Annotated in this window: 9 protein-coding genes; 2 read left to right on the top strand and 7 right to left on the bottom strand. The window is 44.1% G+C overall.

Going from position 1 to position 17475, the window contains the following annotated elements; translation table 11 throughout:
- A partial coding sequence (locus FFM74_RS12075; RefSeq protein WP_137626887.1) for a lectin-like domain-containing protein occupies positions 1-3118 on the bottom strand: 3118 nt, incomplete at its 3' end.
- A gap of 24 nt (positions 3119-3142) precedes the next feature.
- Positions 3143-3652, bottom strand: coding sequence for a hypothetical protein (locus FFM74_RS12070; RefSeq protein WP_137626886.1), 510 nt, complete (start codon positions 3650-3652; stop codon positions 3143-3145).
- A gap of 664 nt (positions 3653-4316) precedes the next feature.
- Between FFM74_RS12070 and FFM74_RS12065 the strand changes: the two genes are divergently transcribed.
- Entirely contained in the window at positions 4317-7052 is a 2736-nt protein-coding gene (locus tag FFM74_RS12065) for a MucBP domain-containing protein (protein WP_137626885.1), read from the top strand.
- 82 nt (positions 7053-7134) lie between these two features.
- Here the strand turns inward: FFM74_RS12065 and FFM74_RS12060 are convergent, their stop codons facing one another.
- Positions 7135-7908: an ABC transporter permease gene (locus tag FFM74_RS12060; protein ID WP_137626884.1), complete on the bottom strand. Its 774-nt coding sequence runs from the start codon at positions 7906-7908 to the stop codon at positions 7135-7137.
- 16 nt (positions 7909-7924) lie between these two features.
- Positions 7925-8860, bottom strand: a complete 936-nt coding sequence (locus FFM74_RS12055; protein WP_137626883.1) for an ATP-binding cassette domain-containing protein — start codon at positions 8858-8860, stop codon at positions 7925-7927.
- Positions 8861-9008: 148 nt separating this feature from the next.
- On the opposite strand from FFM74_RS12055, the gene FFM74_RS12050 reads away from it, so the two are divergent.
- Complete coding sequence (locus tag FFM74_RS12050; protein WP_137626882.1) at positions 9009-9527, top strand: MarR family winged helix-turn-helix transcriptional regulator; 519 nt, start codon at positions 9009-9011, stop codon at positions 9525-9527.
- A 138-nt stretch (positions 9528-9665) separates the two neighbouring features.
- Here the strand turns inward: FFM74_RS12050 and FFM74_RS12045 are convergent, their stop codons facing one another.
- The 3 genes from FFM74_RS12045 to FFM74_RS12035 all read right to left on the bottom strand — a co-directional run bounded on the left by FFM74_RS12045 (position 9666) and on the right by FFM74_RS12035 (position 17317).
- Positions 9666-11795: a lectin-like domain-containing protein gene (locus FFM74_RS12045; RefSeq protein ID WP_137626881.1), complete on the bottom strand. Its 2130-nt coding sequence runs from the start codon at positions 11793-11795 to the stop codon at positions 9666-9668.
- Between the two features lie 466 nt (positions 11796-12261).
- Positions 12262-16212 carry a leucine-rich repeat domain-containing protein gene (locus tag FFM74_RS12040; protein ID WP_137626880.1) on the bottom strand — a complete coding sequence of 1317 codons (3951 nt, stop codon included), beginning with the start codon at positions 16210-16212 and terminating at the stop codon, positions 12262-12264.
- A 79-nt stretch (positions 16213-16291) separates the two neighbouring features.
- A complete protein-coding gene (locus FFM74_RS12035) occupies positions 16292-17317 on the bottom strand; it encodes a DUF916 domain-containing protein (RefSeq protein ID WP_171000738.1) in 1026 nt (341 codons plus the stop codon).
- Positions 17318-17475 lie beyond the last annotated feature (158 nt).

Here is a 17475-nt window from a genome sequence, read left to right as displayed (position 1 = left end):
TACTTACGACTTTATACGTGAACCTTGGATCAGAATCACCATAATACTTAGACAACGTATTCGCTTCAATCGTTACTGGGCGTGGCGTAACTTTTAGTGTGCCATCTTTAACTGTAACGGTGTAGTTCGAATTCAAATCGGTCGCACTGCCGCTAATCGTATAACTGCCAATTGATTTGGCACGGTTACAAGTATAAGTAATGGCGCCTAATTTTGTTAAGTCATCCCCATTGACTAATACAGCTTTGGCATCGTCAGTCAGCTTAAACGATGGGGTTTTGTCGCCATAATGAATTTCATCACTGGCAACTGTCACTGTGACTGGTAACTTTACAATTGTAAACGTTCCCGGTGTGACAGTCACTTTGTAATTAGGATTCAAAGTTGAGCTAGGATCTTGATTAATGTCATAGCTGTCAGCATTCTCTCCGGTTTTACGACTTAATTTCACGCCCAAATTAGCAAGTTGATCACCATCGACTAATCCAGCACTTGATTCACTAGTTAGTGTCAATATTGGGTCAGTTGGATCACCGTATGCTTTCCCAGTATCTTGAGCCGTCACCGTAATCGCTTTGCGCGTCACGATTAACGGAGCGTTACCAAACGACTTGAAATCATAATTAGCGTTTTTCTTGAATTTAGCTTGGGCCGCAGCCGTATATTGAACCATATATCGACCAGTCACTTGTAAGTCACTAGCTGAGACCGGTTTCCCAGTTGCCGTGTCAATCACTTCAAAATCTGAAGGGCTAATTGGGTTATCCGTTTTATCTGAATCAATCATCCCATCTAGATCACCAGTCACTTCCGGCGTATCGCCATAAGTGACCTTGACTGCTTTATCAGTCTCACTGTCTGTATTGATGGTTGCATTGACCGGCTTGGGAGAAATGGTTAAGAAAGTTGAGACAAACAAACCCAAGTTAGGATTATCTGGATTCAGCGACCGCAAATAAGCCCGACCAGCATCAGTCACGTTAACCATATAGCTCCCCACATTTTTGGGTACAACCGCTCCGCCACTCATATCGGCTTGATTAACAAACTCAAAATAATTGACTTTGTTAAAGTCCGCTTGTTGTTCAGGTGTTAAAGTGCCAAAGCCAGCCCCAAATTCGGCATCTGGGACGCCAATTGGGTCCCCATATACGCGATCCATCCGTGCAAGTGTCACCAAACTTGCCTTAGCATCCGTGTTCTTGGTATCCAATTTTTCGACATCCGCTTTAAAGTTAGCCAGAAAATTGATGGCTTTCATCAATGAGTCGTAGCCGGTTTGACCATCCTGATAAATTGTAGCAGGATTGGTTTCTTGCATCGCCTTTTCAAAATTTGCTTTTGCCACACCATTGCTGTTAGAGACATTATCATACAAGTCTTTAAGCGCGTCCAATGATGCCTGGGCCGTTTTTGTTTGAGCTTCCGTCAAACCTTTTAAGGCAACAAACTGATTAAACGTGTCTTGCGCCTCAGCCTTGTAGTTATCAGCATCAGTCTGGTTGGCAATCGCTTGTTGATCCCAATATTTTAACGTTGCGACGGTTGGCACCAAGACGCTTCCAGCTGTTTGTGGGTGACTCGTATCAGTTGAATCGGTTGCAGTGGCATTGCCAACTTCGGACCAATAGTAATCATTTTGACCAATTGCGGTTTGACCACCACTCGCAATTGGGTTACCAGTGGCATCTTTGAATGGCTGGCCATTTAAATTGTTGGCAACAGCTTGACCAGTCCCTACCGTTCCAGTCGTTGTAACTGTTTGACCATCAACCGTTGTCCCAGTTGCCGTATAGTAATGGGCAATCGCATCGGAAGTCTTCGTCGTTGGGGTCGTGCCATCCGGATTAGCTGTGCCTTGATTAATCAATAAGTTATCTTGCACGACTTTTTGACCATCAGCTGGGGCATCCAAAACAACTTGGGTTGGTGTATAGCCAGGAATTTGAACCAAGGCTGGCTCACCGGCAACCGTTACCACCGTCACAGGCTTCAACCCAGGAATTGGTTGTTGTGTCTGCGAATCTACCGGTGTCACGACCGCTGTAAAGGCTAATCTTACCGGCACCGTCATGTTTTGTCCGTCACCATCTGCAACTGTATAAGTATAATAAGTCGCGTCAGCTAACGCTTTGTTCTGCGTGCCACCAATATAATGAACCGCGGTACCCTTATTATTCGCGATAGTCGCACTACTATCAATTACATAGACATTGCCAGCTGAATCTGTCGGCAAGACTGAAACCAAATTAGGCTTGACTTCGCCTAATGCAACGGCTCGATCAGCTGCAGCCTGTGTTGAAAAGACTGACACGGTATCACCAATGTTGGCAACCACATTCGCGTTGGTTTTATCCAACAATGCCCCAGAATCAGCGGTATCAACTAAATTAATGGTCAACGGAATCGTCTTTGGGGTGTAACTAAATTGATCAATCCGAGCGGAATAGTCGTTCCAACTGCCACCGGTTGAAGCTGAGACAGAAAGTGAATACCCGGAGCTAACATCAATAATTTTACGAGTTAATGCAACCCCGTTTTTTCCTAGAACCACAGTTAGCATTTGCGTGCTTGCATCATAGTTCATACTAAAAGCATTGAGTGTCTCGACGCTTCGATCGTTCAGACCAGCTTGACTAGCCAATCTCCAATCCTTACTTGGTGCAGACTGCAGCTTGCCGTTAGCATCTGTGGCCCGCCAGCCAATATATGGGGAACTCGATGGATCATTTTTATCCCTGTTGTAATACTCATCAAAAACGAAGCCAAACGCATTCGCCAAGCCGCCAAGTCCCAATTCACCACCGGAACCACCTTGCGTGGCTTTAGCTGGATCACCAGGAGCAAAAACAAAGCCAACACTATCCGCACCGCCAGAGGACTTACTCCCAATTCCTAAGGCACCAGACATGGAGAAATTATGACTAAAATCAATTTCATGTTCAAAGGAAACGTGGGCCACTTGATGACCGGTTACCGTCGTCGACTGACCAGCTGAAATGTAATACTGATGTTCATCAATGGTGGTTAAGTTAACTGTACCATCAGTACCAATTTTCACTGTATGCGTATTGTCAGTTGGATCAGTATCTTTATCATTTCCGCCCCGGTTTTCCACCGTTGCCGTGAAATGTCCAGCGATTTAATCCGCGGTTAACGACACTTGCGTCGTATCGGCTCCGACATTGACGCTGTTATTTGGCGAGAGCACTGGGTAGGTTGTGGTCTGATTAGTATCAGTACTAACAGGCTCGGCTTCAGGAACAGCCGCCGGTTTAGCCGCAACAGTTGTTGTATCAGCTGGGGTAGTCGTCGTTGTGACATTGTCGCTTCCTGAATTACGATCACTGGTTGTCGTTGATGGCTGGTTCACTTGTGACTGAGTAGCATCATTAGCCGTCGTCGGTTGGGTCGCGCTTGATGCTGGTGCTGGCGTGCTAGCTGGCTGAGTCGCTGCCGGTGCCGCAGAGTTCACATTAGTTGCCGTCGTTGCGGCTTGAACAGTCACTTCATTGACTGTTCCTAACATCGCCAAGGTTGAAAAAGTCACTAATAAACTGCCAAAAATTCTGGTCTTAACTTTCCAGCCCGTATGCCCTTTGTATAAAATAAAATTCTTTTTAATTTCTTGATTAACCCTTTTTGGTTGCAAAGCCTAAATCCCCTTTATAGTTTTCATTCACATTCATAACAATTAACTAATTCTTCTTTACCAAATAGGAAAATATAGTTATTTTTTAATCAGTAAAGTTCGTCAATATAGGTGCCATATTGAACATTATGAAATATCCTTACAGTTAATTTCATAACTACATGAATAACACGATTAACCTTTTAAGGCCTAAAATAGCGACTTTTTATCAAAATAATGGTCTACAAGATTGGTCGTCAATTGATAAACGGCTTACATATTATTCAATATATATTTTCATAACAATATAATTATAAAAGCAGTAGTTACCTTATTCAAGTGTCAAGTCTAAGAATGTTTTCATTTAGTCATACTGCCTACAGGTCATTAGTTTTCAACCAGATAAAATGCCACTTTTCCCAACGAATCTGCTCCCAAAAAGCAAGCCTAAGCGTGCGAGTGACTGTTATTGGTACCTCGAACAAAAATCCACGTCATCAATAGATGAACACGTTAATTAATTATGTTATGATAATAGTCGAATAGATAATTATTATGTACGTCATCTTTTAAGTAGGTTTAAAGTCGTTCTCATTTACTTTAAAGCTAGTTAAAAGATGATTGTAAAAAAATAACTGACAGTTTAACTCACAATCACCAGTTATTAATCCATGGGGGGATATTGATGTATACGCAAAAGGAACATTTTCATATGTATAAAAAAGGCAAAATGTGGCTTATCGCCGGAATTACAACTTCGATCATGGCATTTGGGGCTTTTCAGGACCAAGTTGCTCACGCCGATACTACTGATTCAGTTAGCACTAACGAGCCACAAACCAGCACGGTGACGGCCACATCGACTGAAAAGACGGTCACACTTCGTCATGAGGATAAAGTAAGCGCTGACACAGATTCGAATCCTTCGGCTGAATCCACCACAACTGAGTCTGCAGCTAGCAGCTCACAAGCTAGCTCAAGTCTGGCAACATCTGAGACGCCTACTAACCAAGCATCCCAGTCCAATACCGATAGCACCGCAACCAGCGAACCTGACCAATCGGCAGCAGCTACGACAACCGCTGAAAAACCAGCTGTCACCACGCCGGAAACATCCCAGGATACGACAACATCGGCCACAGCCAATCCCGATAACAGCACAACCGCGCCACAATCTGCAGCTGAAACACCGGTGACAGCACAAACTAACAGTATCCGTCCAGCCGCAGTTCAATCGCGGGCAGCTGTTCGTGCGACTGAAAACATCAACGATTGGATGCCGAATAAAACCTTGCAACAAATCGTATTGGCTAACCTAAATCGGCTTAACACTGGCAAAACTTGGGCAAGCACTGACGATATTACCCAGGCTGATCTCTTATTACTGACCAGCTTAGATGACTCGGGCTTTTCAACTTACATTGATGGTAAGAGTTCATTTTCATTAGCTGGGCTCCAATATGCGACCAATCTCACGAAACTTAACTTAATCAATGATCTCAATACGTCCAACGTTCACTGGCAAGCTGATATTACGGATATTACGCCATTGGCTGCTTTAACCAACTTAACTTGGTTGCAATTAATTAACCAACGGGTCTCAGATATTACCCCTTTAGCTGGCTTAAAGAAGCTCACTAATTTAAATCTGGCAAATAACCAAATCGCCGACTTTTCGTCACTGGATGCGGCACAGTATACCGATTACTTTTACTACAGTGGTCAACTCGTTTATCAAAATGTGGTGCGCATCTCAACCACCGGTAAATATGCGATGACTAATCCAATCAAGCCGCCTAAGGGTGTCAGTTTTACCTTACAAACTTCTGGCAGCCTCAGCCGAATTATTTTCGACGTTCCAGCTAGCGAAAGCCATCCAACGGCACGGCTTTATTATAGCGGTGCGTCCAACAGCTTGACTGGTGATCAAATTAATTATCAAGTACTCTACAACCAATCTATCCCTGGGCCAACGGTCAGTCCCTATCCGGATATGTTTTCAGTTATCCAGAATCCGTATACTTATTATTTAGTTTCTCCTTTTAAGGACAGTGCTGGTAATGAAATTGCGACTGTGTTTACCCCATATATCATTGTCAACTATGCTCAAGATGTCACGGTTAAGTACGTTGACGCCAATAATCAGCCTCTAGCCGAGGATACGATTTTATCCGGCCTCGATGGCGACAGTTATCAAGCACCAACTAAAACTTTCACCGGCTATCATTTGCGAGCAACGCCTGAAAATGCACAAGGGACCTTCTCTGATACTGCACAGACCGTCACATTCATTTACGATATGACGACTTCCACCGTCACCGTGCATTATCAAGATAAAGCTGGGAACACCATCCAACCGGACACTCAGACGACTGAACAAGTTGGGAAAGCCTATCAAGTCGAAGCGCCAACTTTGCTCGGTTATAAGTACAGTTCAACTACTGGCAACGCCACTGGCACCTATACCGAAGATCCAATTGAAGTAACGTTTATTTATGACGAAGTGAACTCGACGGTTACGACCCATTACCAAGATACGACGGGCAAAACGATTCAAGCTGACACCCAAACAACGGGTCGCGTTGGGACAGATTATCAAACCGAAGCCCCAGCAATTTTAGGCTACAACTACAGCTCAACCGTTGGCAACACTACTGGCGCTTACACTGAAGACCCAATTGAGGTGACCTTCGTTTACGACGTGGCTAATGCCACCGTCACGGCTCAATACCAAGACGAAAACGGTAATCTGATCAAGCCTAATACCGTTCTCACTGGGCAAGTTGGCACTAACTACACGTTAACCGTGCCAGAAATTTCAGGTTACAGTTACCAATCAACAACAGGTGCAGCAAGTGGTCAATATACTGCTGGCAACGCCACCGTCACCTTTAATTATCGTAAGACGGTCACACCAACGAACACGGGACGCGTCATCGTCACCCACGTTGATGAAGATGGTATTCAAATTGCCCCTAGCAGTACGATTACCGGTGAGGTCGGCAGTCCTTATCAAACACAGGCACTGGGTGATACGGCAACTTATCGTTTGAAAAAGGCCCCTACCAATGCCACTGGGACTTTTGGAAACGATGATATCCAAGTCGTTTACGTTTATGAAACCATCATGACAGATAGTGATGGCGACCAGATCAATCCTGGACAGCCAGACCCAGAAACACCGACAAAACCAACAACAAGCGTCCCAGAAACTGATACTACCCCACAAGGTGATCAGATTCAGTTAACATCACCTCAACCAGCCAAAAAACAAGCGACTGAAAAACTAGTGCCAGTTTCGACGTCAAAGGCGACAACCTTGCCACAGACCAACGAACATCGGAACAGTTCAATCTTAGGTTTAGCGCTGCTCGGTAGTCTCTTAGCTTGGGCAGGAGTAGGTCATCGTCGCAAGAACTAGCCGCAATTTAAATGAATGTAACTATAAAGGAACAACCATCAAAATAACGGTGGCTGTTCCTTTATCCTTAGCTGATAATGCGTTAATTACGATCATAGGCCCAGACGGTTAACGGTGCAAAAACCACAACAATGCTAAGATCAAAAACTAAGACTAACAGGGCTGACTGTGTCCATGACCCCGTCGCCAGGATTTGGCGAATGGCTGTAATAACTCCAGTCACGGGATTAAAGCGGGCAATCACTTGTAGGGGCTTGGTCAACGACTTCAGCGGGACAAAGGCATTTGACATGAACGACAAAACCAACATAGTCATCAGTGAGAAGCTCTGAACCGTTTCCGCATGCTTAGCTAATAAACCAACTAACGCAAATAACCATGATAAAGCCCAACCAGTTAAAATTGCTAACAGACCAATGACAACGATCCAGCCAAAACCAACCTCTGGCCGCCAACCCATGAAATAGCCAGTCGTTAACGACGTGATCGTCGCAATAATCAATCGTAAAACATCTCCAAAAAGCTGCCCCGCCAACGGTGCAATGTGCGCCATAGGTAATGATTTGAAGCGATCAAAGACGCCTGAATCAAGATCTTCCCTAATTTGTGAGCCAGAACCAGAAGCTGCAGACAACATCGTTTGAATCAAAATTCCAGGAACAATCGTTGGTAAGTAGGCCTGTACGCCACCTGCAATCGCCCCACCAAATAAGTAGCCGAACATTAACATAAACATGACCGGTTGCACAATCACATCCATAAATTGGTCTGGATTGTGCATGGTCTTCAATAAGTTGCGATAAGCCATCGTTGAGGTATTCATCAAGACATTACTATTGTGTGTTTGAATTGTCATTTTGCAAACCTCTTTTTTAGTTTTTGCCAACCGTCAAAGTCATAAAAACATCATCCAGTGACGGTTCTTGAACAGATAATTGACTAATCTCAATCTTGGCTTGATTGATGGCTGCTAAAATTGGTGCCAACTGGGAGAGTTGATTTAAACTGATCTGTAATTGTTGTCCTATTTGTTGTACAGCAGTTGTGACCTGCGGAGCCAATACTCTCACAGCGGTAGCTACTTGAGCCCGCTCACTGACAGTAAAAACTAATTTCGTCCCACCAACCTGCTGTTTCAATTCGGCCGGCGTTCCTACTTTGACAAGCTTACCGTGATCAATGACCGCCAACCGATCTGCCAAGGCATCCGCTTCATCTAAATACTGTGTCGTTAACAGCACAGTTGACCCTTGTCGAACTAATTGTCGAATCGTTTCCCACATCTGTGTGCGGGTTCGTGGATCTAGCCCCGTTGTTGGCTCGTCTAAAAAAATGAGTGCCGGTCGAGTAATCAAGCTAACGGCTAAGTCTAGCCGACGCCGCATTCCACCAGAAAAGTTTTTCAAGGGGTCATCTGCAGCGTGTTCTAATGAAAATTCAGCCAGCAATTCTGCTGTACGTTGCTTGGCAGCCTGGCGCGAAAGACCATTTAGCCGTGAGAAAATCATTAAATTCTCCCGCGCAGAAATATCGGCATCAACAGAAGCATATTGCCCTGTCAATCCGAACATTGACCGTGCGAGTCGACCTTCTTTGATCGTATCGTGCCCAAAAATTTTGACTTGTCCCGTATCTGCCTTAAGTAACGTTGTCATCATGCGTAGGGTCGTCGTTTTGCCTGCACCATTGGGACCCAATAATCCAAAAACTTCTCCCGGTTGTACGTCAAACGAGATATCATTGACCACTGTCTGATGACCAAATTTTTTAGTTAAGTGACTAACTTCGACTGCTTTAATCGCTGTCATATTAATACCCTCTTACCTTTTCTTTTAATCAGGGCCCCTGATTAAAAATATAATAAGGTACCCTGATTAATTTGTCAATGATTTAGTCAAAACCGCGGATGCCATTTCAAGACATTGTCAGGTATAATGGCAGTATGGAGGGATTGTGATGCCTAATTTAGTTAAACAAAAAAACGCAGCCGGTAAACTAATCGAATTTAATATGGTCAAACATACAGTTGATGAACTCTCTCACCGAACTCACGCAGCTAAAGGTGAACACCAATCGCTCTTTCAAGGACAAGGTAAAATTCTGTTAGCGTTGTCCCAAAACGACGGTCTCTCACAAAAAGAGTTAGCGACAAGGTTAGATTTAACGGCACAATCCACCGCAGAATTCGTGAATAAGCTCGTAAAAAAACATTTAGTGACAAAAGAAAAATCCACAACTGATCGTCGCAAAACAATCATTCGACTGACCGATGCTGGTCGAAAAAGTGCCACTAAAGAAGCGGCAAAAGTCCCAGAATTTCTAAAGGGATTAACTGACACCGAGTTAGACCAGTTGACGAAAATCTTGACTAAAATGAATGACAGCCTGTACGACGAAATCAATACCGCTAATCCATCCTTGGTAAATAAGTTCCGTGACAGTGTTACGGATCGTTTACGTGACTGGTTTCTTTAAAACGATTGTTGCCAAAGCATCAGTCCATCAAAACAAAACTGGATGGCAAGTCCCCGGTGAAATACCGTGAACTCGCCATCCAGCAAGCAACATACATTCTAGTTTTAGACGTCCCTTCCAATAGGGACGTTTTTTAGTTTAATTTGATGGTACATTCGCTAAACTCCAATCAATCGTACCCGAATAAGTTCCGGCATAAGTACTTGGTTGAACGTCTAGGAAAATCCCCTGATTATTAGTCCAGTCACTACCGATATGATGCGTATCACTACTCCCACTATCACCGGAGGCAACCATGGTTGCGCTATTCGTCATACTGGTTTGATTGCCATTCGCATCGACATAAACAATTCCTCCGGCTAACGTATGCTGATCTGAGGCCAAGGCACTGGCTGTCGCGTAAACATACCATTTTGCACCACTAGCGCGCATATCGTTGACGTCGACCGTCCAAGCAGACGTTGCTGGTAATAAGACTTCTTTCGCCGAAATTTCGTTACTCCCAAAACTAATCGCCTGGCCAATCGTTCCAAAACTGAGCTCGCCAGTCAAGTTAATGGTCGTTGAAACGACATTCGATTTGTTGCCATTACTATCTGTCACATAAAAACTGACCTTGTTACTGCCAGTCGTCAATTTGCTAGCAGGTAAAGCCAAATTAAACGCCCCATTAGCACTAGCATCGCTACTAGTCCCATTCATCGTAAAATTATCAATCGTATTCCCGTTATCTAAAGTCGTGTGAATCGTCATATCACTATTTGCAAAGCTGCCAGTAGTGGTCAACTTTCCCGCCAGATTAATCGTCCCATTCGGATCAACAGTCGTGGCGTTACCACTGTCCATGCTTAATGTTAAGTTTCTGGATGGCTGAATCGTAAAGGCGGGCGTGGCAACACTTGTTAAATAGTTGTTCCCATTAAAGTATTGCGTCACTGACGCAATACTCGTCGTTGCCGTAACATTAGCAGCCTTCCCAGTTAACGTTAAGGTCGCCGCATTATTAGTCGTGCCAAGATCTTTAGCTAATGTATGCGCAATTGTCGTTGTGTTGCTAACCTCTGAGGCACTCAAATCCTCCGTACTACCATCGGCGTAAGCAATCTTTCCCGATGAGAAGGTCACATTCTGATTCTGATCAAGACTGGCCTGGATGGCTTTCCAATTCACTTTACCACCGTTATATTTCAAATCATACTTGTATGATAGGCCATCATTACCATTAACCGTACTACCATCAGTGACGGCTTTATCTTGCGTCGTATCAGTTACCGTCAAAGCGGCATCCGCATCAACCAAACCCGGGATGGATTCGAAAACAACCATATTGTTCGCATACAGTTCCCCGGTCGAGCCGGTAAAGCCCCACCAAACAGGCGTTGTTGCGATTGTGCTAGCCGTCAAGCCCAGTTTAGTCACATCAACTGAAACTGACTGACTACTCCCGGTAGTTGCGACACCGGTGCTGGCATTTTTATCATTAATCGTATAGGTCATCGTTCCAGTGGTGCCACTCGTTGGCGCCGTCCATTGGAGCGTTAGATGGTGCCAGCCGCCATCCGACAATGTCGTCAGAATGGTACCGTTATGTGACAACGTATAGTAATACTTACCATTACTTGTTGCCTGATGTTGGACATAACTACGTGAATCACCCGGATAAGTAGAAGCAAGATGAGGACCAGTTAACAACTTTATGTTATCAAAACTACTATTTTGACCACCAACCGTATTGGCATTCACATACTCATCAAACTCAACCGCCCAACTATTTTGAATGGCCTTACCAGCAATCGTTGAATTATCAGCACTGGCATCATTATCCAGCCCCCATACACCCAACGTTTGACCTGGGGCAGTGGTACTAGATAAACCAGACGTAATCGCTGAAGCCCCAGAATTCTGAAGGACAAACGCCATCCCATCACCAGCGTTACTGCCACGATTACCAAAGTACATCCACATGGACGCCTTAAAGTTTTTACTCAAATCAATTTTATTGTCATCGGTTGACCAGGTTGCCCCAACTTGTTTGGTGCTATCCGTAATCTGAACACCTTGGGTCCCCGAACTAGTACTGTTCGTGGAATTGACCACTTGTGCACTGTTAGATAAACCAGATAGACTCGGTATCCCGAAGATGCCATCCAATGAGACCCCTTTCGGCATCGTGCTTAATGCCGTTGTGTCTGTGGCTTGAGCAGTGGGCACGCCGACGATCATCCCTAAACCTAGCATCAAGATTCCTAAAACTTGTCGTAATTTCATTGGCGTCAAATCCCCCTAATCACTATCTTTTTCAGTTACCTGTCACTGTTGAAACCACCAATGATCCAACAGTCAATCGTGCTACTCATATCTCTATCAGTATACTATTGTTTAACCCGTTCAACAATTCACTAGGTTCACAATTCATTAACAATTTTAACCATTTACTGACAGATGAGCAACCGTCAATATACAGTTTAGTGACAGAATTACCTCTGATTTGCGTCTGGAATCGCGATATAGCAATGACTCACCTAATTATTATTAAGTTAATATTTTCAGAGATGGTTTCTGGCAATAACCAGAAAAAAAGCCCTTGGATTTTGCAATCCAAGAGCTAATTACCTCACAACGCAATTGTCAGGATTTTCGAACGACCCCGACCATGGGGTAACGCCTACACATTATATATTAACATGACTCAGAATCATTTGAAAGCAAACTTCTGACTTATTTTCATGAAACGTCAATTAGATCCGAACACTGACGTATATGCCAGTAGCATATTCAAATCATTAAAGGCATATGACTCACCTTCATATTGTGCAGAACCATAGAGCGGGTCACTAGGGTCTAAATGACTAGCAGTGTTGTCATCGTCTGAGGTCATTGATTTCATCACTGTTAGAGCCTGATTATACAGTTCCGCATCACCAGTAGCGGCGGCAATTTGTGCCACATAAGCGTAATTCGAAGCTGCGTCGTTTTTGTCGACCGGTGTCCCATCAGTAATATTGTATTCATTATAAATCGAACGATCGGCCGTATGTGCCTTCAACCAGTTTAATGAGGTCGTTGGTAACTCACCAACTTTGGCCAAATTCAACATAGTCAATAAACCATCGGTAATATTAATCTGCCCAGCCGTATCACCATTGACCTGGTAATCCCCAGTTGAATAATTATAGTAGGTCGCAAACAGTGGCAACTTGTCACTAATGTAACTATCCTTGATCAATTTCAGCTGTTGATTATAGGCCGTATCTCCAGCAGCACCTAAACCTTTCGCTTCGTAGACCGCCTTCAAGGTTGACAAATCCAAGTAATCTAATCGAATCTGCTTCTCTTGACCACCACTTGAACTGTAACCATCAATCATTTGATAATAGGCGTTCAAATCATACTTCGTAAAACCATCAATTAAGCGGTTCAGCCATGCCGTCCGGTCATTATCAGGATGTTTCTGATTCATAATCATTAGCGCCTGAATAATACGGAGGTCATCCACTGACGCACTGTCCTTAGTGATTGTATGCGCATCTCCCAAAGACTGCCAATTAAAGGTCTGTGTATCACTGTCATAAAATCGAGTAGTAATTCCCTTAAAAGCCGTGTTAAAAGTCGTTTCATCACCAGACATCGCTAGCGATAACAACCACAACCCACCCGTTTCGGTAGTCTCTTTCCGGGTACCTTTCGCATCCGTCGCGTGTCCCGCTTCATAGCTGAAATACAACACACCATCACTATCAGCTAGTTGGTTCTGAACAAAATTCGTCATATTCGTCGCCAACTTAGTGCGGGTTGCTGCTTGGGTTACCGACAAACTGTCTGCGGAAATCGTTGGACTTAATTGGCTGACCGTATCTGCAGTGACTTGACTCATATCACTGCTCTTAGCTGGCGTCGCATCAGCTGGCGCACTAGCCAGTGTATACGTCACTTGGCCTGTATATTGTCCAGTGTGCAGTGTCGCACCAATGTCCGTACGCAAATTACCCTTAGTTGTGTCACTGCTATCACCGACCACGGTCGTATCATCAGCAGTTGTCGGCTGATAATTATAAATGGCCTGTGCGACATCACTTAATAACACATTATGTTGACCGTTATAATAATACAATGGTAACGTCTGTCCATTGGCAGTCATGCCAGCCGATTGTGCGGTTAACTGGTAGGCGTCACCAGCAGCGTTAGTCGAATGTACTGTTAACTTAAATGCATTGCCAGTCGCATTTACAAGCCCAGAGCCCAACACATGAGAACCGAAATCAACATCATTCGTCTCAATGGCATACGTTTTTGGAATGGCCAGTGTGACTGGTATATGGATAGTTGCTAAGTAATTCATGCTATCAGTAAACACTGCCTGCTGTCCCGCCTGATCAACCAAGTTAACATCAAAACCCTTATCCGTTACTGTCGTATTAGTCGTATCAATCGTCAACAGTGGGTGTTGGGAATCCGACTTATCTAGTGTGACTCCACTTTCACTATTTGGCAGATCAATTCCTAAATATTGGTAACCAGTTTGTCCCTGTTCACCACCATAATACTGACTTAAATCTAGCGTCATTTTTTTACCATCGCTAGATGTTTGCCAGTCAGGATTGTCGATTGACCAGGTCTGATAATTACCATTACTAGTGGCAAGCGCACTACCACTGGTAATATGATTTGTCCCGTACCGTAGTGCGCTTAATGCCTTATCTGCACTCAAATCAGGCAAATTTCCAGTGAATTGATTAGCTTCCACATTCAACGTTTTTAGACTGGTGGCAGAACTAATCGTAGTAGGCAACTTGCCGCTAAGTTGGTTTGTATTCACATCAAGATAAAGTAACTTTGATGTAAACCAAGCTGCGGGAATACTACCGGAAAAACCATTTTTATTTTTATCCAAATGTACCTCCGTTAGATTAGCCAACTGCGCAATATTGTCCAGTGTTCCAGTTAACTGGTTTGAGCCTAGATTCAAAATAGACAGATTTGTTAAATCAGCCCAATCAGCTGGAATCGTCCCCGTCAGTTGGTTACTATCTAATTCAAGATCTTTCATTTTTGGCCAATTAGCAACTGGAAATTGACTAAGGTCGTCGGGCAACTCATTCCCTGAAAGTTTCAAAACGGACAAATTGGCATCGTTAGCATACTCCGTCACTGCTGGATTGGTTAACTTGTCGTTCTTAGCAGTCAGACTGCTAAGATTGGTCACGTCCTTTAAGCCCCAGTCTGCCAGGGACCCCCCTAAATCAGAATCATCAATTTCAAGATTTTGTAGATTAGTCATTTTAGGCAACACTTGACTATTGCTTGTTTTTAAATCAGCTAACTTACAATTGGTCATCGTTAATGAATCCAAATCTGTGGCGTACTCTAATCCCGTTAAATTACTAACACCAGTGATATTGGTCGCCTGCTTAAGCTTGGCAAGATTAGTCTTAGTCAGAGTACCATCACCAATCTTTGCGTCTACTAAATCCTTCGTGATTTCATCTCGCAATGTCGCATCCGGCATCCAGGTTGCCGGATTTTCCTCTATTGTTAAGGTTAGATTAACAATCTTATCACCAGCTGAAATCGTGATAACTGACTTCAAGTCACCGGCCATTAACTTTTTAACCCCACTCGCCGTCAACGTAAAATTTATTTTATTTTCTGCTAAGTCTGGTGAGAATGTGATATCATCCGCCGTCAAATCACCGGACTTAATCGTTAAATCGGCACTAGTTGCGCTACCAAAACCAAAGTTAGTCGTATCAATCGTCCCGGTAGGATTCGTCAGATCAGCAACTGTCGCCGTTTGTGACACATCAGTAGGCGCCGCCGGCATTGGCACGGTCGCATCCAAAGTATTACCGTTACTGTAATAATGAGGCGTACTGTCGGCATATGCCGCAGTTCCAGTCCAATCCTTAATCTGAAAACTTGGAATTTTTAACTCTTTGCCACCCCAAGTGTTGAGATCAACCACAAATCGGTGATTGGTCATATCCAAAGTCACACCAGTTGGCAGTGTCGTCGTATACGTAACCATATTAGGGTACTCATACTCAGGGTCACCACTCGTGGTCACAAAGCCCTTATACCAGTCAGATAGCGGAATGTAAGCCTTCATGGCAGAAGGATCAGAGTCATACGTGATGTTTGTTTTAGGCGTCAACTGAGTCACACTGGTAGCACCACCAGTGGAAAGCATGTTAGGCATCCCGATATCATCGCCATTTTTCAAAGTATACTGTACTGAAGCAAGTGGTAATTTAGCCAAATCCTTCAAGTCAATCGTTGACGACGTGGCATCGATCGTCCCCAACTTACTCCCGACTTTCGACAAAACTGACCAATCACCTGGTGCCGTCTCAATGGTGGCACCAGTCAAATCGATGTTCTCAAGATTAGTCGCATACTCCAAGCCAGTCAAGTTTGTCACTTTAGCCACTAAGGCGGCGTCATCCGCCGACGGGATAAAGTACTTGATATCCAATAACATGGTTTGCGTAATTTGATCGACTGATGTGATGCCACTACTGCCATGATCATTAACAGATTCAGAAGTACTATTTAAGGCATGCAGAACTAACTGTTGTAGTGACTTATCCGGCATCCAAGTGTCAATCGACTCGGCACTTGTCGAACTTGTCGCCGCCGCGATAACTGGTGAACTAATCGCTTGAAGTGGCATTGTTAGCGAAATCATCGCGACTAGCAGTATATTTAACCCTTTTAGGCATTTTTTTAATTTGCTAGACAAAAGTTTGCCTCCCCGATTTCAAACCCTACCCTTGATTAGACTTGTTCAAACGCTTCTTGAGCCATTTATAAAATTCGTAAATCAGCACAAGAATTGCTAACCCTGTAATGGTATACATGAGATAATCTTGCCATGATTTTCCTGGCTCAAAGTTAGCCGCATGCTTTTTCACATGATTAGCTTGTTCAGTCGTTACGGTAAACGACCGGTGAATATTCCAGGAATAGCCACCCTTGGCCGTCAACTTCCCACTGAGTGTATAACGCCCCGCCGCCAATTGCTTGTTTTTAAGATCCAAGTGCAGTTTGAACTGACTCTGAGGGGCGAAGGTCAGTTGGTCTTTCGTAAAGTGCATCAGCTTTTTTTGCTTGGAATTGTACAAATTCAGTGATAACTTCCCTTTACCAACTAATCCGGGCGTCTGATTAGCCATGCCTAACGTGACTGTTGGCCGCGCTTGCGCCAATCGATAACCGGCCCGATAAATCTTCACCGCCGGGGCGGTATAGCTCGGTTTGAGCTCATTGTAAAATTCTAATCCAATGACGTACTGCACATTGGCAACAACCCCCGTGGCCTTCTTAGTCGTTGATTGGGCGCGTTTAGTCGCATGATGTTCAGCTATCGTAAAACCGCCCAACATCACCCCATCAAACTTTTTGGCGGGGGCGGTAAAGTTATAAGGAACCTTAACCGTATGTTTGCCTAAAACTTTGATCGACTTCGTTTTGGCCGGCGAAATGAGCTGACTAATTTGTGCCGGTAATTTCGGATTAGTGTTATTCGTCCCATAATCTAAAATGCCGTTCGTGTTAGTCGACGCAACTCTCGGGGTAATATCAAACGTCTTGGTGTGCTGTGAATTATTCGTCACCACTAAAATCAGTACCCGCTTTTGACCAGGCGTGACTTTAAAATTAAAATAATCAGCCTGCTTGACATTGTCGGCCGGTAACTGTGGTGCCACAGTAAAGCTAGCTGCCGCTTGCGTCTGCGCGGCCTGAACCGTGGTCAACGGTCCCTTTAAGCCCAGACTTCCAAATGTTGTCAACAAAGCTAGTGCCAGCAACCGACACCATTTTCCATGCAGTTTCATCATCAAATACTTCTCTCTTTTAATAGCTATCTTAAACCCAATCTATTCATGAAACTTGAGAAATACAAAACTCGTTCGAATTCTGGCCAATTTTAGAATGCGAACGTTTTTTT

Source organism: Lactiplantibacillus pingfangensis, from assembly GCF_005404945.1.
GTDB lineage: Bacteria > Bacillota > Bacilli > Lactobacillales > Lactobacillaceae > Lactiplantibacillus > Lactiplantibacillus pingfangensis.
Note: the sequence above shows the minus strand (reverse complement) of the source record. Positions and strands in the feature narration are given on the sequence as shown.

Coding starts and splice junctions, on each gene's coding strand:
- FFM74_RS12065 (WP_137626885.1), top strand. CDS start 4,317: ATGTATACGCAAAAGGAACATTTTCATATGTATAAAAAAGGCAAAATG.
- FFM74_RS12060 (WP_137626884.1), bottom strand. CDS start 7,908: ATGACAATTCAAACACACAATAGTAATGTCTTGATGAATACCTCAACG.
- FFM74_RS12055 (WP_137626883.1), bottom strand. CDS start 8,860: ATGACAGCGATTAAAGCAGTCGAAGTTAGTCACTTAACTAAAAAATTT.
- FFM74_RS12050 (WP_137626882.1), top strand. CDS start 9,009: ATGCCTAATTTAGTTAAACAAAAAAACGCAGCCGGTAAACTAATCGAA.
- FFM74_RS12045 (WP_137626881.1), bottom strand. CDS start 11,795: ATGAAATTACGACAAGTTTTAGGAATCTTGATGCTAGGTTTAGGGATG.
- FFM74_RS12040 (WP_137626880.1), bottom strand. CDS start 16,212: ATGATTTCGCTAACAATGCCACTTCAAGCGATTAGTTCACCAGTTATC.